This window comes from Anabaena sp. 90 (assembly GCF_000312705.1).
Lineage (GTDB): Bacteria > Cyanobacteriota > Cyanobacteriia > Cyanobacteriales > Nostocaceae > Dolichospermum > Dolichospermum lemmermannii.
The window spans coordinates 285,538-311,523 of sequence record NC_019439.1 but is presented as its reverse complement, the minus strand read 5'-3'; the positions used below and the strand labels follow the sequence as shown (position 1 = coordinate 311,523).

At 37.3% G+C, this 25,986-nt stretch carries 22 protein-coding genes and 1 pseudogene; 12 read left to right on the top strand and 11 right to left on the bottom strand.

The window, feature by feature from the left end; translation table 11 throughout:
• Positions 1–185 precede the first annotated feature (185 nt).
• Positions 186–704 carry an acetolactate synthase small subunit gene (ilvN, locus tag ANA_RS20235; protein WP_015083282.1) on the top strand — a complete coding sequence of 173 codons (519 nt, stop codon included), beginning with the start codon at positions 186–188 and terminating at the stop codon, positions 702–704.
• 236 nt (positions 705–940) lie between these two features.
• Here the strand turns inward: ilvN and dnaG are convergent, their stop codons facing one another.
• The 3 genes from dnaG to ANA_RS20220 form a co-directional block, all read right to left on the bottom strand.
• Entirely contained in the window at positions 941–2,851 is a 1,911-nt protein-coding gene (gene dnaG, locus ANA_RS20230; RefSeq protein WP_015083281.1) for a DNA primase, read from the bottom strand.
• Between the two features lie 194 nt (positions 2,852–3,045).
• Complete coding sequence (locus ANA_RS20225) at positions 3,046–3,714, bottom strand: response regulator (RefSeq protein WP_015083280.1); 669 nt, start codon at positions 3,712–3,714, stop codon at positions 3,046–3,048.
• A 139-nt stretch (positions 3,715–3,853) separates the two neighbouring features.
• Positions 3,854–5,050: a sensor histidine kinase gene (locus tag ANA_RS20220; RefSeq protein WP_015083279.1), complete on the bottom strand. Its 1,197-nt coding sequence runs from the start codon at positions 5,048–5,050 to the stop codon at positions 3,854–3,856.
• A gap of 210 nt (positions 5,051–5,260) precedes the next feature.
• On the opposite strand from ANA_RS20220, the gene ANA_RS20215 reads away from it, so the two are divergent.
• The gene (locus ANA_RS20215; protein WP_015083278.1) at positions 5,261–5,773 is read left to right on the top strand and encodes a Spy/CpxP family protein refolding chaperone; all 513 of its coding nucleotides are present in this window, start codon (positions 5,261–5,263) and stop codon (positions 5,771–5,773) included.
• Between the two features lie 118 nt (positions 5,774–5,891).
• Here the strand turns inward: ANA_RS20215 and ANA_RS20210 are convergent, their stop codons facing one another.
• From ANA_RS20210 to ANA_RS20200, 4 genes are all read right to left on the bottom strand, one after another.
• A complete protein-coding gene (locus tag ANA_RS20210) occupies positions 5,892–6,860 on the bottom strand; it encodes a hypothetical protein (protein ID WP_015083277.1) in 969 nt (322 codons plus the stop codon).
• Positions 6,861–6,870: 10 nt separating this feature from the next.
• Entirely contained in the window at positions 6,871–7,116 is a 246-nt protein-coding gene (locus tag ANA_RS27890) for a hypothetical protein (RefSeq protein ID WP_015083276.1), read from the bottom strand.
• 424 nt (positions 7,117–7,540) lie between these two features.
• Complete coding sequence (locus ANA_RS20205) at positions 7,541–8,005, bottom strand: Hsp20/alpha crystallin family protein (protein WP_015083275.1); 465 nt, start codon at positions 8,003–8,005, stop codon at positions 7,541–7,543.
• Positions 8,006–8,293: 288 nt separating this feature from the next.
• Complete coding sequence (locus tag ANA_RS20200) at positions 8,294–9,052, bottom strand: thioesterase II family protein (RefSeq protein WP_015083274.1); 759 nt, start codon at positions 9,050–9,052, stop codon at positions 8,294–8,296.
• Positions 9,053–9,522: 470 nt separating this feature from the next.
• Here ANA_RS20200 and ANA_RS25005 point away from each other — a divergent pair.
• The 8 genes and pseudogenes from ANA_RS25005 to wecB form a co-directional block, all read left to right on the top strand.
• Positions 9,523–9,681: pseudogene (locus tag ANA_RS25005) on the top strand (transposase); the annotation flags it as partial.
• A gap of 399 nt (positions 9,682–10,080) precedes the next feature.
• Positions 10,081–11,514 (top strand): carotenoid oxygenase family protein, encoded by a 1,434-nt coding sequence (locus ANA_RS20195; protein ID WP_015083273.1) that lies wholly within the window; start codon positions 10,081–10,083, stop codon positions 11,512–11,514.
• A 295-nt stretch (positions 11,515–11,809) separates the two neighbouring features.
• Positions 11,810–12,979 (top strand): DUF2207 domain-containing protein, encoded by a 1,170-nt coding sequence (locus tag ANA_RS20190; protein ID WP_015083272.1) that lies wholly within the window; start codon positions 11,810–11,812, stop codon positions 12,977–12,979.
• Positions 12,980–13,100: 121 nt separating this feature from the next.
• On the top strand, positions 13,101–13,508 hold the full coding sequence (locus ANA_RS20185) for a tetratricopeptide repeat protein (RefSeq protein ID WP_051155247.1): 408 nt from the start codon (positions 13,101–13,103) through the stop codon (positions 13,506–13,508).
• Between the two features lie 247 nt (positions 13,509–13,755).
• The gene (locus ANA_RS20180) at positions 13,756–14,418 is read left to right on the top strand and encodes a hypothetical protein (protein ID WP_015083270.1); all 663 of its coding nucleotides are present in this window, start codon (positions 13,756–13,758) and stop codon (positions 14,416–14,418) included.
• 3 nt (positions 14,419–14,421) lie between these two features.
• Positions 14,422–15,543, top strand: a complete 1,122-nt coding sequence (locus ANA_RS20175; RefSeq protein WP_015083269.1) for a DUF1822 family protein — start codon at positions 14,422–14,424, stop codon at positions 15,541–15,543.
• 175 nt (positions 15,544–15,718) lie between these two features.
• Positions 15,719–18,157, top strand: coding sequence for an ABC transporter substrate-binding protein (locus tag ANA_RS20170; RefSeq protein ID WP_015083268.1), 2,439 nt, complete (start codon positions 15,719–15,721; stop codon positions 18,155–18,157).
• Positions 18,158–18,240: 83 nt separating this feature from the next.
• Complete coding sequence (gene wecB / locus ANA_RS20165; RefSeq protein ID WP_015083267.1) at positions 18,241–19,350, top strand: non-hydrolyzing UDP-N-acetylglucosamine 2-epimerase; 1,110 nt, start codon at positions 18,241–18,243, stop codon at positions 19,348–19,350.
• On the opposite strand, the gene ANA_RS20160 is transcribed toward wecB, so the two are convergent.
• The 3 genes from ANA_RS20160 to ANA_RS20150 all read right to left on the bottom strand — a co-directional run bounded on the left by ANA_RS20160 (position 19,347) and on the right by ANA_RS20150 (position 22,691).
• Positions 19,347–19,952: a peptidoglycan-binding domain-containing protein gene (locus ANA_RS20160; RefSeq protein ID WP_015083266.1), complete on the bottom strand. Its 606-nt coding sequence runs from the start codon at positions 19,950–19,952 to the stop codon at positions 19,347–19,349. The genes wecB and ANA_RS20160 overlap by 4 nt on opposite strands.
• A 168-nt stretch (positions 19,953–20,120) precedes the next feature.
• Positions 20,121–20,969: a M23 family metallopeptidase gene (locus ANA_RS20155; RefSeq protein WP_015083265.1), complete on the bottom strand. Its 849-nt coding sequence runs from the start codon at positions 20,967–20,969 to the stop codon at positions 20,121–20,123.
• Between the two features lie 291 nt (positions 20,970–21,260).
• Entirely contained in the window at positions 21,261–22,691 is a 1,431-nt protein-coding gene (locus tag ANA_RS20150) for a transposase (RefSeq protein ID WP_015083264.1), read from the bottom strand.
• Positions 22,692–23,011: 320 nt separating this feature from the next.
• On the opposite strand from ANA_RS20150, the gene ANA_RS20145 reads away from it, so the two are divergent.
• Complete coding sequence (locus ANA_RS20145) at positions 23,012–23,851, top strand: prephenate/arogenate dehydrogenase (RefSeq protein ID WP_041458582.1); 840 nt, start codon at positions 23,012–23,014, stop codon at positions 23,849–23,851.
• A gap of 119 nt (positions 23,852–23,970) precedes the next feature.
• Here the strand turns inward: ANA_RS20145 and ychF are convergent, their stop codons facing one another.
• Entirely contained in the window at positions 23,971–25,062 is a 1,092-nt protein-coding gene (gene ychF / locus ANA_RS20140; protein ID WP_015083262.1) for a redox-regulated ATPase YchF, read from the bottom strand.
• 466 nt (positions 25,063–25,528) lie between these two features.
• Between ychF and ANA_RS20135 the strand changes: the two genes are divergently transcribed.
• On the top strand, positions 25,529–25,903 hold the full coding sequence (locus ANA_RS20135; protein ID WP_015083261.1) for a hypothetical protein: 375 nt from the start codon (positions 25,529–25,531) through the stop codon (positions 25,901–25,903).
• Positions 25,904–25,986 lie beyond the last annotated feature (83 nt).

The window sequence follows — 25,986 nt, the reverse complement described above, 5'->3', positions numbered from 1 at the left end:
CGTTGAAAGTACATCACAATAGTACCCCGAATTTCCTAACTCCAAGGCGGTAATGAAAAAAGATTCAAAGCGGTTAAAACCGCCCGTGTCGTTTCCCTCTCAGGGCTACAGCCGCTGAGTTTCCCACTTACCGGGTATTCTTATGAGTGCCGGTCTGCGTTCATGTCATGCTCTTTTAGTCGCCGATGAAACATACGCTGTCAGTTATTGTGGAAGATGAAGCGGGGGTTCTATCCCGCATTGCTAGTTTATTTGCTCGTCGGGGTTTTAATATTGAAAGCCTGGCTGTGGGACCTGCGGAACAGGAAGGAGTATCCCGAATTACGATGGTTGTTCCTGGTGATGATCGCATTATTGAGCAACTTACCAAACAACTGTATAAGTTAGTTAATGTTCTCAAAGTGCAGGATATTACAGAAATTCCTTGTGTAGAAAGAGAATTGATGCTTCTGAAAGTAAATGCTACTAGCAGTAATCGTTCGGAGATTATCGAATTGTCGCAGATTTTCCGAGCGCGAATTGTGGATGTGGCTGAAGATTCTTTGACTTTGGAAGTTGTGGGTGATCCTGGTAAAATGGTGGCGATTGTGCAAATGCTACAAAAATTTGGACTGAGAGAAATCGCTCGCACAGGTAAAATTTCTCTGACTCGTGAATCGGGTGTGAATACTGAATTACTGAAGTCTTTACAAGCAAAAGTCTAGTGTAATTGCAAACGGATGATCAAGAAGTTAATCATCGAAGTTTTTCATGTAATCAAGCAGCAGATATGGTGTAATGGCTATATCTGCTGCTATTATTTTGATAATAGGCATCTCCGGTAATTAAATGTGCGTGGTTTGAAACCCTTGTAGAGACGTTCTATAGAACGTCTCTACATTCATTTTCGGAGATGTCTAATGAAGATTAAAAGTTAGGTGTTGCTAAAATTTCATCTTGCCTAAATTAAGTCGGTAATAGAAAATTGTCGCTGTTTCTCAAGGTCTTGTAAATGAAGTTTTTCTATATATATGGCTTCAGCATAATATTTATCTTTTTCTGGTTCGGCTTCAGGATCTATTTTTTCCCATTGTTCCATAAAATAACGATAGCGTTTTTCTCGAAATACTCTCTCCATACAAGCTAGTGCTGCTTGAATAACATGAGGAGTTCGTAATATTTCTGTTTTATTTTTTTCGTTGAGATGAAATATATGAGAAACTATTTCTAGTTCTTCTGCTAATTCTAAATATCTATTTTGCACACTAGAAATTAAATCAACTTCATCAACTGTAAATTCTGCCATTTGTTGCCATAAAAAGCGATGATGAGAAAGACTAAATTCTAAATTACGGTTTTCTAAATCTTCAATAATTATTTGCCGCTGCTGGGAAGAATGAAGATAAATAATTAATAATAATGCCTCCGCTCGTTCTAGTAAACTGCGTTCTGTGTTCACTAAAGATAGCTTTGGGGTTTTAGTTGCGGGATTACTTGTCCGCGGATTTAGAGATTTTATCCTACCAGGTTTAATTTGAGTTAGGAGATTTTCAACTCTTAAAGGAATAAGTCGAGTATCTCCTAAACTCAATATTTCTGCACAGGAAGAAACATAATAATTAAGTGTATCACTATTAACTATATTTTGCAATAGTTTAACTATTTGTTGGGTGACTTGTTGGAAATCAGTAGCTTGTTTTAAATCTCGATTTTTAATAATATTTTGAATTTGCCAATCAAGCCAAAGTGGCGCATTTGTTAATAGTTTTTGATAATCGGCTGAAGTGTGACTATGTAGATATTCATCAGCATCTTTACCATTAGGTAAATTGAGGATTTTTAATTGCACTTCCCCTGCATAAGCCAAATTAGCAATTTCACCAATTGCTCTTTCTGTGGCGTTTGTGCCGGCTTTATCAGCATCAAAATTGAGGATTAATTGTTTGGATTCTGTGTAACGTAATAATAGCCGCACTTGTTCTATACTTAATGCAGTTCCTAGGGAAGCAACGGCGTTATTAATTCCGGCTGCATGGAGAGCGATCGCATCAAAATATCCCTCAACTACCACCGCTTGATCAACTTTAGAAATACCGTCTTTAGCTTCATCTAAAGCAAATAACATTTTCCCTTTACTAAATAATTCTGTCTCTGGAGAATTGAGATATTTAGGTTGTTCATCTGTTAAAGTTCTGCCACCAAAAGCAATGACTCTACCTTGAATATCCCGAATAGGAATCATTAAGCGATCACGAAATACATCATAATATCCACCTCCTTCTTTCCGGGGTTTAATTAATCCCGCTTGTTCTACTAATTGCACGGGATAATGTTTACTTTCTACCAAATAACGGTAAAGAGTTTCCCAACCAGCAGGAGCATAACCTAAACCAAATTGTTGAATTGTTCCTTGTTTAAATTGACGAGTTTGTTCTAAATACTCTAATGCTTTTTGTCCTTGAGACTGTCTTAAAGTGTGTTGATAAAATTGAGCAGCAGTAGCAAGAACCGTATATAATTGATCACGTAAAGATATTTGCCGTTGTAATTCTTGTCTTTGTTCAGGTTCTAAAGTTTTAACCGGCACTTGATAACGTTTTGCTAAATCTAGTACCACGTCTGCAAATTGACGTTTTCCCAAGTCCATGACAAACTTAATCGCATTACCCGCTGCTTGACAGCCAAAGCAATAATACATTTGCTTATTAGGACTAACGCTAAAACTGGGGCTTTTCTCATCATGAAAAGGACATAACCCCAAAAAATCTTTACCTCGTTTTCGCAAAACTACATACTCCGAAACCACATCAACAATATCAGCCCTGAGTTTTACTTCTTCGATAGTGTCTGGATGTAAGCGGGGAATTTGCATGAGAGGTAAACAGTGAGAAGTGATATCTATTATATAGCAGGATTCACATCCAAAAATAGGGATAAAGCATGAGCTAAACCCCTACACCTATTCCCTATTCCCTATGGCACTACATATCAGATGCACCAGTAGCAATTAAACTTCTGAATAAGGCTGCTGACCATCCTGTTTCTTTGAGTACCGCAAATTATGTGCTATTTATTTTCAATATTTTGTTGTAAGTAAGTAAAAAAACTATTTGCCAGGATAGCAGCTTGTGTGCGATCGCGTAAACTTAGTCTATTTAAGATATTCGTAACATGATTTTTAACTGTACCCTCAGAAATATACAATTTTTTGGCAATTTCTCGATTATTATCACCAATAGCAATTAACCGCAAAACTTCTTTTTCTCTAGGGGTGAGTTCCGCTAAGTTCGCTGGTACAGCTAATACTGGTTGTGAATTAGCCGGAAATTGAGTGACTAGTTTTTTGACTATTCCTGGTCCCAATTGGGAATATCCTTTGTCAACTGCACGAATGGCGACTGCTAACTCTTCTGAGGGTGTATCTTTAAGTAAATAACCCATTGCGCCATTTTGTAATCCTGCTTTCACATATTCATCATCATCAAAAGTTGTTAAAATAAGAATTTTGCTGTGAGGAAAATGGTGATTAATTTCTTTGGTAGCAGCAACTCCATCTATGATAGGCATTCTAATATCCATTAAAATTACGTCAGGTTTTAATTTTTCAACTAGATTAATTGCGATTTGACCATTTTCAGCTTCCCCGACAATTTCTATATCTGCTTCTAATTCTAATAAGGCTCTTAAACCTTGACGAATTAAACTTTGATCATCTACAAGTAAGACTTTAATCATTTTTGTTGGTAATTGGTAATTGGTAATTGGTAATTGGTGATTGGTGATTGGTGATTGGTAATTGGTAATTGGTAATTGGTAATTGGTGATTGGTGATTGGTGATTGGTGATTGGTGATTGGAAAAAATATTCTCCCCTGCTATAAACAAGGGATATCAACTATAATTTGACAACCATGATTATGACTGCTATGAATATGAAATTCACCTCCTAATGCCAACGTGCGATCGCGCATACTTTGTAAACCAAATCCAGTAGTATTTTGCTCTAAATCAAAACCTCTGCCATTATCCTGAATTGTTAACTTCACAGTTTCTAATGTTGTTGTTAATTCTAGTTGAACTTCTGTGGCTTGGGCATATTTAGAAATATTAGTTAATGATTCTTGAATAACTCGATAAATAGGAGTGCTGACTTCCATAGACAATGGAGAAATAATGGATATTTGACAACTGGGTAAAATGCCAGTAGAACGCTGAAAATCTGCCGCAAGATTCTGAATTGCCTGTGCTAACGATTGTTCTTGTAAAGGATGGGATCTCATGCTAGAAACCGATTGACGGACATCTTGTAAGGCTTTTGAACCGAGTTCTTTGGCAGTGGCTAAAAACGTCATTGCTCTAGGTATATCATGTTTTGATAACTTTAAAGCAGTTTCTAATTGAAGATTTAAAGCCGTGAGAGAATGTCCTAAAGAATCATGAATTTCTCTAGCAATGCGGTTGCGTTCTTCCAAAGTTGCCTGACTTTCAATTTTCAAAGCATATTGACGGAGTTTTTCGTTTGCAGCTTGGAGTTTATCTCGACTTTGCCGTTCAGATAAAACAGTATTCATTAATACTAAAACAAATACTAAACTTAAACCAAATAAAACTGCTAAACTAAAACTAAAAAACCAAAATCTTTCTTGGGCTATTGGTGAAAATCGTCCAGGAGGCATCCTTTGTCTGAGGGTAAGTAAAAATAAAATAAATGAGGAAAAAGTAACTGCTAATCTTCCTGGTAGTGGAAAAATTAAACAACTGCGAGTTACCAAAATTAGATAGAGAAAGGGAAAAAGCCTCGCACTTCTACCACCAAAAAAGCCAGTAATTAAAATTAATATAACTTCAATAGTCGTATAAATAAATTTATTGATTTTATTGTAAGTAGGCAATCTTAAACCCATTAAACCGAAAAATGTCAAACTGCAAATTGTCAGTTCTGGATACATGACAGAAAAGCGCGGTGAAGGAGATGGCATTAATGCCATTAACGCTGAAAATCCTAATAGTAGCCATTCTAAATAAAGTAGAAATCGAAAAGGATGATTATTAAATTGAATAGGACGATTCATAAAAAATTGATAATTGAAAAAATGGCAGCCTAACCTAGATTTAATATATTTGTATCATGATTCAAGTTCAATAGGATGAGAGGAAGATATTGAAATCCTAATTTCATGACTAAAGTCATGGGTGTAGACGTGACCTTTGCCTCATATCATTACTGGGCGTTAATCTATATGATAGGAACTATAGAAAGCCGACATAACCAAAAGGTATTTATGAAACTGAAGACATTATCACTGATTGCTGGTACTCTGGCTTTAACTTTAATCGCAACTCCATTTGCAGTTCAAGCGGAACAAAATAATCCATCCTCACCTCAACCTGGTAAAGAATGGCAAAAAAAGGGTCAATTTAAAAAGTTGAATTTGACACCTGAACAAAAAGCTAAAATGAAGGAAATCGGCCGCAGTACCCGCGCTCAAATTGAAGCTGTTCTGACTCCCGAACAAAAGACCAAATTACAAGCTGCAATGGCTGAACGTAAGGCTCAACATCAAACGCAACGTCAACAAAGACAAGGACAAGGAGAACGTCAAGAAGGACGTGGTAAAAAAGGTGATATTTTTGCTTCTTTGAACTTAACTGAAACACAGAAAAATCAAATTAAACAAATTAGAGAGTCATCAAAACAACAAATGCAAGCTGTGTTAACTCCGGAACAGCAAGCACAAATGAAGCAAATGCGAGAAAATATGCGTTCTCGTCGTCAACAAGATAAACCTCAATAATTCTTGACTATTCAAATAAGATTAATAAATTAGGGGTGGGCTTAAAATCTCATCCCATTTTTGTATATAGGCAAACTTTAGAGAGGGCGTTACAATTTGTTAACGCCCCTTTTTTGGATCATTTCTGGACAATCATATTCATATCCCAAGTATACAAACCGATTTGGTTAGGAACTCTCACAAAGCGGCCTGTGCGATGACCCCTAGATAGTTCATTGAGAACCTTATTTTTGACCTCTCTGACTTCTTCAGCATCTAAATGTCCATAAATACCATTGACTATCTCATTCACATTGAAAATTTGTCCGGCATTTTGTTCTAGAAATAAGGTCAGAGCATCAATTAAAAATTGACCATCAAATTGTGCCAACATCGGGACTACTTTCATCTGGGGTCTGGTGAAATGTTTGTTGGTTTTGGTGGATTTAATACTTCTAGATATTCCCTTACCTTGAATTGGTCCTAGTGAATTTAAATCTAGGGTATAGCAACCAGGTTCATTGGGAATTGCTGACCAATAACCACTTTCTCTCCCTTGAGTTAGAGATGATTGGACTCTACCTTTAACGACTTTAAAGATAGTAGACTCTAAATTACCGTAGAGCGATCGCACAATAAAATCTATGTGACAGACAGTTCCCACATATTCCCGCAATAGCTTTTTAAGTGCTTCCATGCGAGTCATATTTTCATACTGAGCCACCATGGGAACGTCTTCCCCTTTACCAACATAGTGACGACGTTGACAGGAAAAATTGCCTGAGTTGCTAACTTCAGAAAGGGAATGATCAACCTTGAAAGAGTCTGATTTAGGAACTTCTGACTCTAGAGAATCCAAATATTCTACACGAGAACTCTGATTAGAAGACAACAACAACAGTGAATCTTCTTCAGCAACCCCAACCTGTTCGTTGTCATGAGGATAAGACCAAGTAGACAACAAAGATTCTACATTATCTAATTGCGATCGCGCCTCTATAAATAGACGTTGGTACTCTTGTGCGAGACTCCCATAGTAATCTCGTAATTCCAACAATGGCGTAATAAATACATCGGGTGGTGCTTGTAATTGTCCTGGAGAATTCATAGTAATTCACTCAACTTAAATCTATATTGCTGGTGTAAGTCATGGCTCTAGGTTTGCTCGGTGTCGATACCTGGAGTGATTTTTTAGGAGGTTGGGGAGGACGACAACATTCACAATATAAAGGGCGAGTTCCGAAAGTTTCTCGTTTTGTAGCCTGATTACATTCTTTACAGACAAAGTTGAAAACTCGCGTATGAATCTGCCTTTTGTGCGCTCGGACAGTATATTCTCTAACATCAATTACTTTGGTTGCCATAATTAATAATTGCCAGTCTTAATCCTCTTTATATAGCTATTCAAGCAAATGAAACTGTATCAGTGTGTGTTTTCATAGAAGTTTTCTAAAAAATTAAAAAATCCCATGTAACTCAGAGGCATAAACTGCTATTTCCGATATATTAACAGTGACTGGGATATATTTTCCCATCCCTTACATAAAAGAATGAAAAGAAATATAGGTTAAACTTGTTGCTCTCAAGACTTGTGAATATAAGAATGCTTTTTTAGCATCTATCTTGAGAATTAACTATATAATTGAAAACATATTTTTAGGCATATTTTTAAACCTGGACTATTGATAATAAATTATGATATCGCCTACTAGTAACAAAAAAAATGAAGGATGAAGTAATTATAAAATCCCTCACCCTTCCTGATCTAGCCTAATCAAAGGTAACTAACTAAAGACGAACCTTCACAGCTTTGTGTTTTTCCGATTCGGCTTTAGGAATAGTTAGATAGAGAATTCCATCCTTATATTCTGCCGCTACCTTCTCATTATCCACAACAGCAGGCAAGGCAATTACCCGTTGGAACTTGCCATAACGGAATTCCGAGCGAGTCAAACCTTCTGCTTCCGTTGTTGTTTCCGACTTCCGCTCACCGCTAATAGAAACCGATTCAGGAGTGACTTCGACATCAAGATCCTTTGCGTCCAAACCTGGTATTTCTACTTTCAACTTCAAATCACTATCAGTTTCTGCAATCTCAGCCGGAGGAATGAAAGTTAACCCCACCCTTTCAACTGCATCAGGTGGTAATAATTGTTCAAACAAGCGATCCATTTGCTGCCGGATAATACCCATTTCAGGGAATGGTTCCCAGCGTTCTATTTCCCGTAACGGATTCCAACGTACAAGTGTCATAACTATCTCCTCAAAAATTCACTATTGGACTTTCTGATTTGGTGAGACTAAATCTTCAGCTTGTGACTTGGTAAACAATAATACTACTGGCAAAATCTCTAACTTTTAACTTCTTGAAGCCTAATCTTTAGCCTCCCAATTAGATGATAGCACTAGAAAATCAATTAATTACAGTTCGGTTTTATAGATATAATCTTCGTAATAACCGTACTATTGAGCTAATAACTTCAGGTTCGTATGTTAGAATATAAAAGTGGATATTGGTACTATTTTTTAGCCAAAAATATCTCAAATATAACACTGTAAAGATTGAATTACACTATTAACTAAAGTGCTTTTAGCCGTATTGATAAAAAAGTGATCACCACCGATCATTTTCAATAAAAAAGGAGCAACAGTTTGTTTTTCCCAGGCAGAAAGAGCAGTATAGCTAACTGTTGGATCTTCTGACCCACCAAAAGCACTAATAGGACAATTTAGAGGTGGTTGAGAAGTATAAACATAGGATTCTAAAACTGTAAAATCAGCCCGAATAATCGGCAAAAAAATCTGCATCAATTCGGCATTTTCTAGCACCATTTTGGCAGTCCCATTAAACTGGGATATTGCGGCTAAAAAATCGGCATCTGGTAATTTAGAAATGGGTGGGTTTTCCCTAGGGAATTGTGGGGCGCAACGGGCAGCAATAAAAAGATGCAAAGGATAAAGACTATATTCAGAACGCAGTAGCCTAATTAACTCAAAACTGATTAATGCACCCATACTGTAACCGAAAAAAGCAAAAGGTTTATCTAGACAGGGGATGATATTAGTGGCTATTTCTCGGACTAAAGGGAGGATTTTTGTGTATGGAGGTGATTTGATTTGTCTGCCTCTACCGGGAATTTCGATAGGACATAATTCAATAGTTGCGGGTAAATCATCAGCCCAAGTCCGAAAAACTGAGGCACTAGCACCAGCATAAGCAAAGCAAAATAGGCGTAATTTAGCTTGGGGGTTGGGTTTAGGGCAAGTTATCCAAGATGTGAAAGTGGTTTTAGTTGTCATGATGGAGGTTTATATGGGGTTAATTGCTAATTTGATTGCTGGATCTAGTTTTACAGCACTTTCCGGTGTTATGAGGTACATATCCAGCGGGCAAGACTTGTACTGAGCTTGCGATGCCCTGAGCCTGTCGAAGGGTCGAAGTATGCCCGCACTACAAGAGTTTCATAATTCAAGTTTGTACCTCATGAGAGCGAAATCTGCTGTAAATTAGGAAAAAAGTCATGAAACTATTGTGACTTTTTTCCTAGTCAGGTTAGGAAACTTGGCTCATGCAGAAAATCAGATCGACTTATAAAATAGGCTAATGTAATTAAGGCAGAAATTCTCTGCACTATTTTTTGTGAATCTTTTTTATCAATTAAAGTATGTTAAAAGAATGCAGAATTTAGAATTACGTTTTGCAACGGGGATTTTACCCCGACGCAAAACCCGCTGCTTGTAGAAGCAGGGGACTTTAACACCCAAAGGTAGGCTTACTCTTGCTCAAAAAACGTTGGGTGGTAGAGCGCGCTTTCGGTTGGGTTATGGGGTGTCGCCGATTGGTCAGAGACTATGAACTTCTGCCGGAAACATCAGAGACGTTTATTTACCTTGCCATCATTCGGATCATGGTACGGCGACTGGCATAAATTTTGACTTTGTATTTAACGCCTGTGTTTTATACTTATATGGAAGAATTGAGAAAAAATCTGAGTAAATCAAAGAGAAAAAATCAGATTCAAAACTTAGAGATTTCCAAATAATCAATGATCTAAAAATGATTAATTAAACAACTTAAAGATAAATAACAAAATCCTGAATTTCTTCAAAAAGTCGGGAATCTGAGTTTTTATATTTTTACAAATCAGATATAGCAGATTTCGCTCTAATGAGGTACAAACTCTTGTAGTGCGGGCATACTTCGACCCTTCGACAGGCTCAGGGCATCGCAAGCTCAGTACAAGTCTTGCCCGCTGGATATATACCTCATAACACCGGAAAGTGCTGTAATATTGTTATATTAATATTATTCAAATGATCAATTATATATGCAAACAATTGATAAAAAGTCAACTAAAAAAGCATGGGTTCGGGCAATATCTCAACCTGCAACGGAATTTTCTGCCACTCAATTACCGATTCTTGCAGGTAAAATCCCCGATGGTTTGCGGGGTACACTGTACCGGAATGGACCAGCAAGACTAGAACGGAATGGTGTTGGGGTGGGACATTGGTTTGATGGAGATGGGGCAATTCTGGCTGTTAATTTTACCAATGTCGAAGCAGTTGGGGTTTATCGTTATGTGCAAACCACTGGTTATCAAAAAGAAACTGCTGCGGGTAAATTGCTTTATGGTAATTATGGCATGACTGCACCAGGAATTATCTGGAATCAATGGATAAAACCTGTGAAAAATGCGGCGAATACTTCAGTTTTGGCATTACCTAATAAACTTTTGGCATTGTGGGAAGGTGGTAAACCTTATGCTTTAGATTTGCAAACTTTGGAAACTTGTGGTGAAGATGATTTAGGCAGTTTAACTAAGGGATTAAGTTATTCTGCCCATTATAAGCGGGATGCAAATACAGGGGAAATTTTTAATTTTGGTGTAACTCCTGGATTAAATGCCACAATTAATGTTTATAAAAGTGACTCGACTGGCAAAATTATCCAAACAGCAATACATGAATTAGAAGGAGTACCACTAATACATGATTTTGTGTTAGCGGGACAGTATCTTGTCTTTTTTATTTCCCCAGTGCGGTTAAATCTTTGGCCTGTTTTGTTAGGGATAAGGAGTTATAGTGATTCCCTAGAATGGCATCCTGAATTGGGAACTAAAATTATAGTGCTAGATAGAGAAAATTTATCTTTAGTCAGTCGAGGAGAAACTGAATCTTGGTTTCAGTGGCATTTTGCTAATGGTTATGTAGATAATAGTGGTGCGGTAATTGTGGATATTGCCCGTTATGAAGATTTTCAAACTAATGAATATCTTCGAGAAGTAGTTACCGGGGAAACTCACACAATTGCTAATAGTACATTTTCACAAGTTCAACTTAATCCTTTAACTGGCAAGGTAATTAAAATTGAACAACTTTCAAATCAACATTGTGAGTTTCCTAGTGTTCCTCCACAAAATACAGGTCAATTTTCTCGCTATACTTATATGTCAGGATTTCAACCAGGAACAGATGCTAGTAAGGAACTTTTAAATAGTATTGCTTGTTTTGATCACAAAACTGGAACTTTAACACAAGCAAACATAGGAGAAAATCGCTATCCTTCCGAACCTATTTATGTGCAAAATCCGCAAAACTCTGAACAAGGTTGGGTGTTAACTGTGGTTTATAATGGTCATACTCATAGTAGTGAAGTTTGGGTATTTGCGAGTGATAGATTAAATGCAGAACCTATTTGTAAACTGGGATTACCCAGTGTTATCCCCCACAGTTTTCACGGTACATGGAAACCTGCTTAGAAAAATCCAATCATAGGAATTACGAACCGCAGAGGACACAGAGGACACAGAGGTTAGAGAGGAATGGGAGTTGAAAATAATTTCTGTGTAAGTCCTAAATCAATGTAGGGGTGGGGTTTTCCCACCTTTTAACTTGAGGACTTGATTTGTAATTGTAAAGTTTTGTAACGATATAGATAACATTACTCTGCATTCACAGAAGAACTCATAGAACGAAAAATCAATTCCCCAAATCTATGAATCTTCAACTTTTTATCTCACGCAGAGGCGCAAAGGACGCAGAGAAAAGGAAAATATGAAGAAACTATTAATAAGAAGAATCTCTTTTTTATTACTTGCTATGTTGGTGACTGTTTTCATTACATTTACTCATGCTGTCGCCCAGCAAGTACCATTTTATTGGGATTATATCAATGTTAATATTGATGTGCAAACTAACGGAGATATGTTAGTTACGGAAACACAAAAGTATGTTTTTACATCAGATTGGACAAATCAAAGATATCGCTATATTCCTTTAGATAAAGTTGATGAAATTAAGGATGTAACGATTCAAGAAAATAATAAACTTCTTCCTAGCGAAACGGGAATTGAAAATAATCAATTTTGGATTCGTTGGCAACATCAATTAACAGCACCAGCATCACATATTTTTGTAATTAAATATCGTGTTGTTGGTGGACTGCATATTAATGGTGATAATACTCAAGTTTACTGGAAAGCCATTTTTGCTGACCGTAAAGCCCCAATTCAAGCAGCAGAAGTTTGGGTACAACTACCAGAAGCTTTATCAGGTAAAGTCTTAGAGTTTAAAAACTTTGGTACTCCGGCTACAGCCCGTCAAGTCAGTTCTAGAATATTCGATTTTGTAGCAACTCAGCCTATTTTACCTCAACAAAAGCTAGAAATTCAGATTGCATTTCCTAGTAAGATTCTCAATCTTTCTCAACCTAATTGGCAGCAAAGTAACTTTGGAATTATCATAGGAATCGGGATTATATTTATAGTCTTTTTTGCACTATTTGCAGTAATCAGTAAACCAAAATGTCCTAAATGCAAGAGTTTAAATTTCAAACAGAGTTACCAAGTATTAGTTCCTGCAACTACTAGCCGTTCAGGAAAGCGAAGAGTTATCGACCACTGCAAAAACTGCTCTTACCATAATGAGTATGAAGAGGTGATTCCAGTAATTAATGAAAGTAGCGATTCTGGTAATGATTGGAGCGGTGGTGGTGGTGGCCGTAATGATTGGAACGGTGGTGGTGGCGGTGACCGTGGTGGCCGTAATGATTGGAACGGTGGTGGTGGCGGTGACCGTGGTGGCCGTAATGATTGGAACGGTGGTGGTGGCGGTGACGGTGGTGGCCGTAATGATTGGAGCGGTGGTGGTGGCGGTGACGGTGGTGGCGGTGACGGTGGTGGCGGTGGCGGTGACGGTGGTGGCGGTGACGGTGGTGGCGGTTAATAGACAGCCAGAATTTACACCTCATTTAATGTAGCTGTTATTAGTAGCAGTTCTCTTGTCTTGCACTATGGCAAAGGTGTTGATAAATCTGAAAAATTCTTAGTTGAAGAAGGAAAACAAAATGAAATTATCAAAATTAACAAGTTTGGTTTTTGTACTAGGAGCAATATTATATAGCTCTAAAGTTGATGCTCAAAATGTGCCGAATATTTTAGAGTCAGGAAGAGAATCAAGATTACTGTTAGTACAAGTTAATTCTCAAGATCCAAAGTTTTATATCAAGCGTGGTGAAGCCCGATTTGAATCAGGAGATATAAAAGGAGCGATTGAAGATTTCAACCAAGCCTTACGTCTTAATCCTAATATTGCATTAGCCTACTTGAATAGAGGTCTTAACCGTCGTGAACTAGGAGATGAAAATGGGGCTACTGCCGATTTGCAAAGAGCATCTGAACTATTTCAACAACAAGTAGAAATAGCTGAATCTCAATATGTTATCAAGTTATTTCCGAAAATAAACAATAAGTAAATCTTCAGACGCTTGCTTTAATTAAGAAGATGAACATTGATAAGAGATAGAAAAAATCGGTGTTGCTAAATTGAGGTATGAAATTCCCAAATTGAACCTTTAAAACTCAAACCTCAGTGCGTCTTTGCGCCTTTGCGTGAGACTAAAATTCATACCCTTAATCAGCAACGCCAAAAAATCTTTTTGCATCTTTATAGCAATTTCAAGAAAATGGTATTATGTATCAAAATCAAACTAACCTAATCAAATGGATGAATTAGAAGTAAAAATCCTCCAACTTATTCAAGAAACTTGTCAACATCCTAGTGGTAGTCTAGCCCGTCAAAAAGGATTAAATCAGATTATTTTACTAATTCAAAAAACAGGTAAATTATTGCGCGGTACAGGTATACCTGATGCTGAAGAAGCTTTACAGGAAACTTGGTGGTTTTTTTGCCGTAATCTTTGTGAAGCTACTAGCGCAAAAGAACCTTATAATCCTGATAAAAGTAGCGTGATTACTTGGATTAACAATTACCTTAGTTATCGGTTACAAGATAAACGGATTAGTTATTATGAACAAAAAAGTAAATTCGATTTTTTCTTAGAAGAAAATGAGCAAATAGATCCTGCAAGTTTAATTCCTGCACCTACAGAACCAAGACCAATATTAAATGAAATTCAAGAATGGTTAAAAACAAATTCTTCAGAACTAAAACGTATTCATATAAGATATCGTTCAGATGTTAATTGTTACGTTTTAATTTCCCGTCGTTTACCACCAGAAACATCTTGGCTAGATTTATCTGTAGAGTTTGGTATACCTGTAGCAACTCTTAGCAATTTCTATCAACGTCAATGTTTTCCCCGTCTGCTCAATTTTGGTAAATCCCAAGCTTATTTTGATAGCGAAGGTTACTTTGATATATAAATTATGAATTACCCTACTGAACAACAAAGCATTTCTATTCCTATTTCGGCAAAGTTCCGAGATACAGCTTTACAATTTGCCCAAGAACAACCAAATCCAGAAAAAGCAAAACTCGTATATCTGAATACTTTAGCTGTACAAGTTGTGAATAACTACTTGCAAATGTTAGATATTTCTACTACATTAGAAGCTAGTCATAGTTGGGATTATTGGGGAAGAATAGCTGGAAATGTAGCAGATTTATTATTAACTGGAATTGGACATTTAGAATGTAGATATATCAGAACAGGAGATCAGATTTGTTATATTCCTCCTGAAGTTTGGCATCATCGTTTTGGTTATGTGGTAGTAGAAATTAATCAAACCTGCCAAGAAGCCAAAATCAGAGGATTTTTACCCCAAGTTACCACAACAGAAATTAAACTAGAACAGTTACAACCATTAGAACTTTTCCTAGAACATTATCATCAATCTTCGGGTATACAATTAAGACAATGGTTAGAGGGAATATATACATCTCAATGGCAAAGTATTGAGGAATTAGCTTTACAAAAAACTTCGCAATTAGCCTTTCGTTCTGCAAAAGTGCGGGGATTTGAAATAGATACATCCAAAAAAGTTTGGCAAGTTATTGAACAATTATATCCCCAGCGCAGTTGGAGGAAAATCTTACCATCAACATTATTAGAAAATTCAGATGTAGAAGTAATGGATATTCTTGTTCATCTTTTACAAACTACAAATGATGAAGAAATTCGTTGGACTCTAGCAGAGATTTTATGGACAATTACACCAAATCATCCTGTTGTTACTGCTAGACGAATTATGGATTTAGGAATGCAGTTATCAGGGAAACCTGTAGCTTTAATGGTGGCTATATTACCCAAACTAGATAAAACTTTTGCTGTGCTTTTGCGAGTATACCCAATGGGAAATAAAATTTATTTACCAGCAGATTTACTATTATCAGGATTATATGAAAATGGCCAGCCATTTTTAGAAGTTAAAGCCAGAGAACAAGGAGATAATTACATTCAATTAAAATTTTGTGCTGAAATGGGTGAAAAATTCCAAATCCGGGTTACTCTAAATAATGCAACCATTACGGAAAAGTTTGTCATTTAACCAGACAAATAAATTAGTTGTAGGTTGGGTTAAGGCTTTGCGAAACCCAAGCAATTCGCAAAGATGTTGGGTTATGCCTACGGCACGCTACGCGAACACGTTGTTCAACCCAACCTACATAGACTATTATAAAAAGTTTGTCATTTAACTAGACAAATCAATTAGGGTAAAAACAGTGGGTAAGCTGATTATATTCGAGATTGGAGAAGGTAGTTTTGAAAAAGGATTTCCTGTAAAAATCAGAATTGGGGAAGACGGTAAACCCCATTTCGCAGAAATTTCTGGCAGGTTCCCACCAGATTTAGAAATTCCTCAAACTTATTATGAATGGCAATCAGCTTATTATCAATTGCCTGGTAATTGGTTAATCACTGTACCTCAAACTCAAATTACCAATGTATCTACTACAGAGATTTGTGATACTGCTGCTAAAAAATTCCAGTCTAGTTTTAATAATTGGTTAAATCAACCATCTGTGAGAAAATTAGAACGGCAATTTTTACAAAAAATCGGTGATTGGCATAATGTCAGATTTATTGTACAAACACAAGATTCACTTTTAAGAAGACTTCCTTGGCATTTGTGGGAAATATTTCATACCAGTCATATTCAACCTGAAGTTGTCATTAGTTCTGAGTATGAACCATCCAAAATTAAATTAAAAAGTCCGGTAAAAATTCTGGCTATTTTAGGTAATAGTCAAGGGATTGATATTCAACCAGATTTACAAGCATTGACCGCAAAATTACCAGGGGCAATTATTGAACCTTTGCTGCAACCTTCGCGTCAAGAACTTGTTAATAAATTATGGTATCAACCTTGGGATATTTTATTTTTTGCCGGACATAGTTGCAGTCAAGAAGGTGATAGTTGGGGAGAAATTCAAATTAATGACAATGAAACTTTATCACTTTTACAGTTGCGTCATACTCTGGGATATGCTGTCAAAAAAGGATTGAAATTAGCAATTTTTAATTCTTGTGATGGTTTAGGATTAGCGCGTAATTTAGCTGATTTACGCATACCTTATACAATTGTGATGCGAGAACCTGTTCCTGATATTGTTGCTCAACATTTTCTAGAATATTTTCTCACAGTTTTTGCGTCTGGTGAATCTTTATATATTTCTGTACAACAAGCGCGTGTGCGTTTACAGGAAGAATTAGAAAATCAATATCCTTGTGCTTCTTGGATACCTGTAATTTTTCAAAATCCAGCCGCAGCATTACTCAAATATCCCCAACCTCGCAATTTACAAAAAATAGTTTTACAGTCAGCAATAGCTACGATGTTATTAGTAATTATCGGTGCTATTTCATGGCTGAGTTTCCAGGAAATCAAATTGCGAAATCGGTTTAGTTATGGGGAGAAAATATTATTTAATTCTCCAACTAATTTGGATAAACAAGCAGCTATAACAGCATTTTGGTGGAAAAATTATAATCTGGCAATTAAAAAATTTACCACCTATTTACAAGATTATCCTAATGATCCAGAAGCTAGAATATATTTAGAAAATGCGAAGGTTGGAAATAAAGAAGTAATCAAAATTGGTGTAGCTGTACCGATAGGTAGTAATCCTCCCGTAGCGCAAGAAATCCTGCGAGGAGTCGCACAAGCTCAACAAGAGATAAATCATGATGGTGGAGTGAATAGTAAATTTCTACAAATTCAAATTACTAATGACAATAATAACCCAGAAATAGCTCAACAAATAGCGGCAAGATTTGTCAAAAATAAAGATATTTTAGCTGTAATTGGTCATAATAGCAGTGATGCTACCGTACCAGCTTCTAATATATATCAATCTGGCAAATTGGTGATGATTTCCCCAACCAGTAGTTCTACAAAATTAACTGACCGTGAAGATCAAACCAATGGTAATTATATTTATAGAACTGTAATTAGTTCTCATGTAATTGCGGAAACTCTGGCGGAATATGCCAAAAATAATGATAAAAGTAAGATTCTTATTTGCAGTGATTCTCAAGCAACGGATCAATCTTTCATTCAGGCTTTTATTAATACTATTAATAACAGAAATTTAGAATTAATTAGTGATATTCATTGTGATTTTTCTGCTAATAACTTTCAAAGTGATAAAATTATTCAAAATGCTATTAATCAAAATGTCAATACTATTCTGCTGAATCCTCATATTGATAGAATTAATCAAGCTCTGGAAATTGCTAAAAGTAATCAAGGTAAGTTATTATTATTAGGAAATCCTAGTTTACAAACACAAACAACTCTGGCTGCTGGTAATGCAGTTAATGGTATGATTATGGCAGTTCCTTGGCAAATTAATGATTTAGAAAATAAAGAATTTGTCAAAAGTGCTAATCAGATTTGGGGTGAACAAATTTTAATTACTTGGCGGACAGCTACGGCTTTTGATGCTACTAAAACAGTAGCTATTGCTATGGAAAAAAATGGTAATACTAGAATAGGTATTCAACAAGCTTTAAGTCATAATTTTGCTTTTTCAGGTGTGACAGGGAGAATCAAATTTTTATCATGGGGCGATCGTGATCGCATCAGTAAGGCTATGTTAGTTCAAGTACAAGTAGACTCCCAAGCATCTACAGGCTATAGTTTTATCCGAAAGGAGTAGACAATAATTTGGTATAATTATCTAAAAAACTAATTACCATCTTGGGGAAGTGCAAATAAAAGTAAATTGTAATTATTTGACTAATGACTAATCAACACCGCATTGGCATTATTTTAGGAACTCGTCCCGAAGCTATTAAACTAGCACCAGTAATTCAAGTTTTTCAAAATTCTCCAGATTTTGAATTGCAGGTAATTCTCACAGGACAACATCGAGAAATGGTTGAACAAGTGATGCAATTGTTCAAACTCAAAGCCGATTGGAATTTAGAGATTATGCAGCGTCAACAATCTCTTAATGATATTACCTGTAGAAGTTTACAAGGTTTAGAAGCATTATTTCAAGCCCAAAAGTTAGATTTTGTAATTGTGCAAGGAGATACAACAACAGCTTTTGCAGCCACCTTGGCAGCTTTTTATCAAAAAATCCCTGTAGGTCATGTGGAAGCAGGTTTAAGGACTGATGATTTATTTAATCCTTTTCCCGAAGAAGCTAATAGAAGGTTGATTTCCCAGCTTACACAATTGCATTTTGCGCCGACTACTTTGGCGGTGGAAAACTTACAAAATTCTGGGGTGTTAGGAGAAATTCACTTAACAGGAAATACGGTAATTGATGCCTTATTAAATGTGGCTGCCAAAAAACCAGTTTGCAATATACCAGGTTTAGACTGGAGCAAATATAGGACAATATTGGCAACAGTTCATAGACGGGAAAATTGGGGATCACCGCTGCAAGACATCGCTGAAAGTTTTTTACAAATTTTAGAGCAATTTCCTGATACAGCCTTATTACTGCCATTACATAAAAATCCCACAGTTAGAGAACCATTGCAACAGTTATTAGGGAATCATTCCCGCATTTTCTTAACAGAACCCTTGGATTATGCCGAATTAGTGGGAGCTATTGAGCGATCGCATTTAATCTTAACCGATTCCGGTGGCTTGCAAGAAGAAGCCCCCAGTCTGGGTAAACCGGTGTTAGTTCTCAGAGATACCACCGAAAGACCAGAAGCAGTCACCGCTGGGACAGCCAAACTCCTAGGGACACAAACCGCAAATATCGTCACAGCCGCTAGTGAACTACTCAGCAATCCCGACGCTTACAGCAAAATGGCCACCGCCATTAATCCCTTTGGCGATGGCCATGCAGCAGAACGCATCCTGCAAATTGTCAAAAATTACTTAAGCTAAATCCCTAAAGCTCTCCGAGTTTGATAACCAACAACGCCATCTACACGCAGTCCGTTACGTCTTTGGAAGTGACGAACTGCATTAATGGTTCGTGAACCGTAAACGCCATCAACTCTAATCCCTAAAGCTCTTTGGATTTCTCTGACTCGTTCGCCTCTTGCGCCATATTCTACCGTTACCCTACCTCCAACACCGTAGCCAGAACGATATCTGCGGTGAGAACGTCCAGGAGTATTACCAATCCATCTTTCAGCAGCATAGTATCCTCGGTAACGTCCCGAAGAAATTCTCGCAAACCCATTTCTAACACTACCAGTTTCACCAACGTATGTACCATTGCGGACACAGGCTACAGATGAATTTGCAGTGCTAGGTCCGGTGCGAATATAAAGACAACTTCCATTCGTGCTGGCATATTCAGCCGAAGCAAACTGCATTTGAGTCACTGTAGCTAGTAATATAGTTACACCGGCCAAAGTTAACCATGCAGAAGATTTAAAAATTTTCCGCCAATTAAATGACGATTTCGGAAGACTTAATGCAAAATTTTCATTTGTTCTTTCATCCTCTATATACATATAGGAATAAGCCAAATATTCCATAATCATCTGCTCCTTGATGTGAAATTTTGTGATACTTTTGTCTAGTTTTAATCTTCATTGATTTTATACTTCTTTATGACAATATGTTGGCTAATATATTCCGCCATTTGAACTGTCACATCAGGTATTTGTAATGAAATCATCAATTACATAAAGAGGTTAGTATTTTTATTTCCCTAAACCATGAGAAGTGAGAAAACTATCCGCACGAATTGGACTCCCATTGCGCCAAATTTCTATTTTTTCTGGACTAATTAAGTAGGAAAAAGTCCCATTATCTGCCTGATATTTGTGATTGTCAAGCTTCCAAGCCCGAATTTTTAAAACTTGACTTGGTTCTTGTTTCAATTTCCCCACATAAAATAACTGACCATGTTCTTCGCAAACTTTTATACTGACTGTTGTTGTCTCCCCTGTCATAACTGTAGTTCCATCACAATCAGTATTATTACTTACAGATAAAACTGGTTGTAGAATTGGGGTAATTGGTTTATTTACTGGTGTTTTTGCGATGGTGGCGGACGGTAATAAACTGAGAGGATTACTAGCTAAACGACCATCTACATAAAATTCAAAATGCAAATGAGGGGCGGTGCTATTGCCTGTTGAACCCATTTCGGCAATAATTTGACCTTGTTTGACCTGTTGACCTTTACTTACTAATAAACGGCTATTATGTCCGTAAACTGTTACATTGCCATTAAAATGTTTAATTTCGATAAAATTGCCTAATCCCCAATCATCCCAACCAGCTTTCACGACTGTACCAGCAGCAGCAGCTAAAATTGGAGTCCCTTTTGCACCCGCAATATCAATTCCCTCATGCTGATATTTACGGAAACCTTGGGAAAGAATCCCTTGGGTCGGCCAAATTAAGTTAGCAGTAGGTGCGGGTGTGGGGTTAATTAGAGAAACTGTCTGAGTCAAAGCTGGGGAAACTTTACTTACAGCCACGGTACAGGATATTAAAGCCATCAAAGCATAATCACAAAAGCGGTAGATATTAACTTTTTTCATCAGTTTCTAGCCTAATAATTGCTATAGCAGCGAAAAAGAAGTCAAAGCTGACTGCTGTAAATGGAAAAATGCTATAGTTATTTGCTATTTCAGTCTCAAATGTGTCACATCGGGACAATTTGCTAGTTAAATTTACGACTCGTGCAAACTTACTATTCCCAAGATGCTTAGATTTTTTCGATTTATGGACATTACTAAAATTTGATTCTGTTAGGTTAAGAGATACACAAGTAACGTAGTTAACCGAGGTCAAACAGCGTTAATTGCTGATAATTCGCTCTCTGATTGACCTTACTCGTAAGGAGAGCTTTTAGGTTCTAGAGTCTGGGGCTTATCCTTGCCCGTTTTCGCCTCGGTTTCCATTACTATGGAGTCCCGAAACTTCTGCGTCCGTTCTAGCAAGATTACTTTTACATCGGAATGCTTCATGTATCGAGTGATTTCAACATCACTCATTCTTGCTAGAACGTTATCAGCAGCATTAGTATCTGAGTGCATTACGACCCCATCATGTCCGGTAAACTTGTCACCATTTCTACTACCAGTTAAGGTAGCAAATCTGGAGTCAAGTTGTGACGTATATGCACAATTCACACTAACAACCGTGCAACCTACACGGGTTGAAACTTGTTTGAGAGCATCCGCAATTATCCCCTTGCACCATGAAGAAACATTTCTCTTCATGCGCTTTCTCATGGGCTTTTTGCTTTTTATTGCTTCCGTCAAATCTTCAAAAGCTACCTTGATTGCATTTAACATCAAGTCATGGGTGGCTGTAAAAACGATTGTTTTAATCCTACCTTTAAAGGATGTTTCCCGATTATTCCACTTGATTTTACCAAGGTTATTCCGTTTAATCCTATCAGCTTTAGCACTGTTTCCCTTGGCGATAGATTTATTAAAAACTGACCTGATTTTGTTGCGTTTAACTTGTTTCGCTGTTCTATAATCAGTCTCTTCTGTTTGGATTTTACCGAAATTATTACCCAAAAATCTAGCACCATCGTTAGATGATGTGGCATACACTTCTGTGTAGCCTCGGTCACATCCAATTATTTTACCTTGAGTCTTTTTTTCAGCTTTTTGGATGTCAGTCGTGTAATGTATTTCCCATCTGCAATTACGCTTGATTAGCCTTAATTGACATTTTACTTCTGTCGGTAAAGTCGTTGGTAGCTTGAGGGTTTTACATGGAGTTAGTCCACCAAAACGCAACCACACTAAGCCTTTGCTATCTAATTTAGTATCAAAAGCCCTAAGAATAATTTGGTTACAAACTTTTGTGTGACCTCGATACCAAAACTTTCTAATCAATGTGCAAAGTTTGGGGTGTTCCAACCATTCACGACTTTCTAATGTAAGTTGTAAAACCCCTTTTTTAGATGGGAACGATTGGAACGATTGACCCAAATATTTCATCACCTTTTCGACACAAGCAGCCTGAACCAAGTGGATATCATCAATTACATCGTAGAGGGTTGAATCCCATAACTTAGCAGGTAATTGATACTTGTCTTTCGATGTGCGTAGCTGTTTGTCAATCTCAAATTTAGACACACCCCAGGCTTTCAACGACCCGAACTCATTCCACAAGTCAGAGCGTAGTTGTCCCAAACGCAAAGCAATTAAATCAAGTTCGTTAGATTTCCAAGTATTTAGTTTTTCAGTCCCTAAAATAGCGATTCTCGTAACGGTTAACTGATTCTTGACAATACGTTTCATATTCTAGACTTACTACGTCTTTTATTATTATACTCCCATTGACAGCCTATTCTGCGGTTGTCTTGGGGTAATCACCAAATTGTTTGTAAACTTGTTCTGGGGTTAGGTATTTCATCTTGGGTTTAAATACGATTAACCCCAGTATACTACGTTATTTCGAGATTAGAGAGTTAGACCACTAAAGTTGACAACCGATTCTGCCTAGGTTGCGATTAATTCTGCTTCTAAAGTCATTAATCTACCCTGCTATTGCCAACTTTGAGAGTTGGAGTTGGTAAAGTATTGAGAGAACAAGTACAAATTAAATTTTCCAGATGACGATGAAAATTGGTATTTTAGGACTGGGACTTATAGGCGGTTGCTTAGGTTTCGATTTACGTTCGCAAGGACACCATGTTTTAGGTGTCAGTCGTCGTCAATCAACTTGTGAAAAGGCAATTAACCTTGGTAGCGTTGATCAAGCGTCGTTGGACTTGAGCTTGTTGGCATCAGCCGAAGTTGTATTTATTTGTACCCCTATAGGATTGATAGTCCCCCAAGTGAAAGAGTTGATCACTCATTTACCAAAGGCTACTATTGTTACTGATGTTGGTTCAGTTAAAATGCCTATAGTTGAGGCAATTTCTCCTGTGTGGGAAAATTTTGTCGGTGGTCATCCGATGGCGGGAAAAACAGACGCGGGTATAGAAGCAGCACAGCGAAATTTATTTGTTAATCGGCCTTATGTATTAACGCCTGTGGCAACAACACCTAGTAATGCTGTGACAATTGTAGAGGAAATTGTGCGATCGCTCGGTTCTATTATCTACCATTGTCAACCAGAACAACATGACCGCGCTGTGAGTTGGATTTCTCATTTACCTGTAATTGTGAGTGCCTCTTTGATAGCAGCTTGTTTAAGTGAAACAGATCCAGAAATCGCGGCCTTAGCCCAAAATTTTGCTAGTTCAGGGTTTCGAGATACAAGTAGGGTTGGGGGTGGAAATCCCGAATTAGGGGTAATGATGGCGCAATATAATCGCCAAGCATTATTACATTCTCTTCATCAATACCGCGAAAATTTGTCTGAATTTATTCATATAATTGAGCAGGAAAAGTGGGAATTATTAGCAGAAAAATTTAAATTCAATCAACAAGCGCGTCCTGATTTTGTAGAATAAGTTACTGGTGCGTTATCAATAATGTAACGCACCTGATCATTTAGTTATCACCGAGTCAGAAAGAAGAAAGAAAGCAGAATATTTATCTTTTCTGTTCCCTGTTCCCTGTTAAAGATTATTTACACATTAAATCGGAATAATAGTACATCACCTTCTTGGACAATATACTCTTTTCCTTCACTTCTGACTAAGCCTTTTTCTTTGGCTGCACTCATTGAACCATGAGTTACTAAATCATGATAAGCCACAGTTTCAGCCCGAATAAATCCCCGTTCAAAATCAGAGTGAATAACTCCTGCGGCTTGAGGTGCAGACATTCCGGCATTAATTGTCCAAGCGCGGGTTTCTTTCGGTCCACAGGTGAAATAAGTCCGCAAACCTAATAGAGTGTAAGTTGCGCGAATTAAAGATTTTAAACCACCTTCTTTTACACCTAAAGATTCCAGAAAATCAGCTTTATCTGCTTCTGGTAATTCTACTAATTCCGCTTCTACTTGAGCAGAAACAATGACAACTTGGGCATTTTCGACCGCAGCAACTTCTCGAACTCTCTCAACAAAATCATTACCTGTGGCTAAATCTTCTTCAGAAACATTAGCAGCGTAAATAATGGGTTTATTGGTAAGTAGTCCTAAGCCTTTGATAATTTCCGATTCTTCGGCATTCAAACCAACTTGACGGACAGATTTGCCTTCATTTAAAGCAGCGGCTAATTTTTCGAGAATTTCTACTTCAACCTGGGCATCTTTGCTAGTGCGTGCGAGTTTGCGACTTCTATCAATCCGTTTTTCAATTTGGAATAAGTCAGATAAACCAAGTTCTAAATTAATGATTTCAATATCTCGCGCTGGGTCAACAGAACCGGCTACGTGAATGATATCATCGTTTTCAAAACAACGGACAACATGAACTATGGCATCAACTTCCCGAATGTGGGATAAAAATTGATTACCCAGTCCTTCTCCTTGACTTGCACCTTTAACTAAACCGGCAATATCCACAAATTCGACACGGGCGGGTACTGTTTGTACTGAGGTAGCAATTTTTGCTAAAACGTTTAACCGGTCGTCGGGGACTGAGACCATGCCAACATTGGGTTCAATGGTACAAAATGGGAAGTTAGCGGCTTCAGCCTTAGCGTTAGCGACTACAGCGTTAAATAAGGTTGATTTTCCGACGTTGGGAAGTCCGACAATTCCGGCTCTTAGCATTGTAAATTTTAGATTTTGGTTTCAAGTATAAGGATAGTTCAAACAGGTGGAGGATGGTTGGAGTCATTGGTGTTAACTTAGGCTAAAAATGGCTTATCTGTTTGCTGACAAACTCGCCCAGAAATGAATTTCCGGTCTCAAAGCTAAAGTGCGTTTGAACGCACTCTGGTTAACTCAAAATCAAAAATTATCCTATTTATGCCTAAGTAAGTAGGTCGGCGTTAAAAATTATCGTTGTGGAAAGGCAAGAGGCAAGAAGCAAGAGTGAAGAGGTTTTTGGAGATTTTACTTTTCTTTACACAATTTGGTTTTATTATGTTGACCTACTTAGTCGGTTTTAACCGACTTTAGCTTTTAGACAGGGAATTTATTCCCTGGCTTTCATCCTTGACTTTCATCCTTGACTGAAAAATCTGTTTATGTAATTACAAATGTGGTATAAAAAAAATCTAAAATCTAAAATGGTATGAACAAGTATCTAATTACAGCCATAGTTACAACTGTTTTATGGCATAGTTTATTATCCAAGGCTTGGGGGCAAGCACCCAATTGTATTCCCCTAAGTTTGCCTCAAGTTAGCAAATCGGTGAATACTGTCCAGCAGAATAATGTGATCGTCATTGGTAAAGTGCCAAACCGCCCGTATGTGGTTGTTGTTCCTGGCAATTCAGATCAATTATTAAATGTTGTCAGAAGCTATGTTTCTGACGCATTTTTAGCCAAGCATCGGCTTGGGACTTATATATACGCTGGGAGTTCTAGTAAAAGAGAAGAAGCCGAGTGTTTATCTAGCGTGTTGAAATACCATAGGATAGATGCGCGAGTTATCTATTTCCACTAAGGAGGCTGTAGGATTGACACTCTCAGGGAGCCAAGCCACTGAGATTCTACTGACAGAATGAGATTAAGAGTTTAGCCCAATCT

Bases quoted from the DNA above. Each gene is read 5' to 3' on its own strand.
- ilvN (WP_015083282.1), top strand. From the start codon at position 186: ATGAAACATACGCTGTCAGTTATTGTGGAAGATGAAGCGGGGGTTCTA.
- dnaG (WP_015083281.1), bottom strand. From the start codon at position 2,851: ATGCAAATTCCCCGCTTACATCCAGACACTATCGAAGAAGTAAAACTC.
- ANA_RS20225 (WP_015083280.1), bottom strand. From the start codon at position 3,714: ATGATTAAAGTCTTACTTGTAGATGATCAAAGTTTAATTCGTCAAGGT.
- ANA_RS20220 (WP_015083279.1), bottom strand. From the start codon at position 5,050: ATGAATCGTCCTATTCAATTTAATAATCATCCTTTTCGATTTCTACTT.
- ANA_RS20215 (WP_015083278.1), top strand. From the start codon at position 5,261: ATGAAACTGAAGACATTATCACTGATTGCTGGTACTCTGGCTTTAACT.
- ANA_RS20210 (WP_015083277.1), bottom strand. From the start codon at position 6,860: ATGAATTCTCCAGGACAATTACAAGCACCACCCGATGTATTTATTACG.
- ANA_RS27890 (WP_015083276.1), bottom strand. From the start codon at position 7,116: ATGGCAACCAAAGTAATTGATGTTAGAGAATATACTGTCCGAGCGCAC.
- ANA_RS20205 (WP_015083275.1), bottom strand. From the start codon at position 8,005: ATGACACTTGTACGTTGGAATCCGTTACGGGAAATAGAACGCTGGGAA.
- ANA_RS20200 (WP_015083274.1), bottom strand. From the start codon at position 9,052: ATGACAACTAAAACCACTTTCACATCTTGGATAACTTGCCCTAAACCC.
- ANA_RS20195 (WP_015083273.1), top strand. From the start codon at position 10,081: ATGCAAACAATTGATAAAAAGTCAACTAAAAAAGCATGGGTTCGGGCA.
- ANA_RS20190 (WP_015083272.1), top strand. From the start codon at position 11,810: ATGAAGAAACTATTAATAAGAAGAATCTCTTTTTTATTACTTGCTATG.
- ANA_RS20185 (WP_051155247.1), top strand. From the start codon at position 13,101: ATGAAATTATCAAAATTAACAAGTTTGGTTTTTGTACTAGGAGCAATA.
- ANA_RS20180 (WP_015083270.1), top strand. From the start codon at position 13,756: ATGGATGAATTAGAAGTAAAAATCCTCCAACTTATTCAAGAAACTTGT.
- ANA_RS20175 (WP_015083269.1), top strand. From the start codon at position 14,422: ATGAATTACCCTACTGAACAACAAAGCATTTCTATTCCTATTTCGGCA.
- wecB (WP_015083267.1), top strand. From the start codon at position 18,241: ATGACTAATCAACACCGCATTGGCATTATTTTAGGAACTCGTCCCGAA.
- ANA_RS20160 (WP_015083266.1), bottom strand. From the start codon at position 19,952: ATGGAATATTTGGCTTATTCCTATATGTATATAGAGGATGAAAGAACA.
- ANA_RS20155 (WP_015083265.1), bottom strand. From the start codon at position 20,969: ATGAAAAAAGTTAATATCTACCGCTTTTGTGATTATGCTTTGATGGCT.
- ANA_RS20150 (WP_015083264.1), bottom strand. From the start codon at position 22,691: ATGAAACGTATTGTCAAGAATCAGTTAACCGTTACGAGAATCGCTATT.
- ANA_RS20145 (WP_041458582.1), top strand. From the start codon at position 23,012: ATGAAAATTGGTATTTTAGGACTGGGACTTATAGGCGGTTGCTTAGGT.
- ychF (WP_015083262.1), bottom strand. From the start codon at position 25,062: ATGCTAAGAGCCGGAATTGTCGGACTTCCCAACGTCGGAAAATCAACC.
- ANA_RS20135 (WP_015083261.1), top strand. From the start codon at position 25,529: ATGAACAAGTATCTAATTACAGCCATAGTTACAACTGTTTTATGGCAT.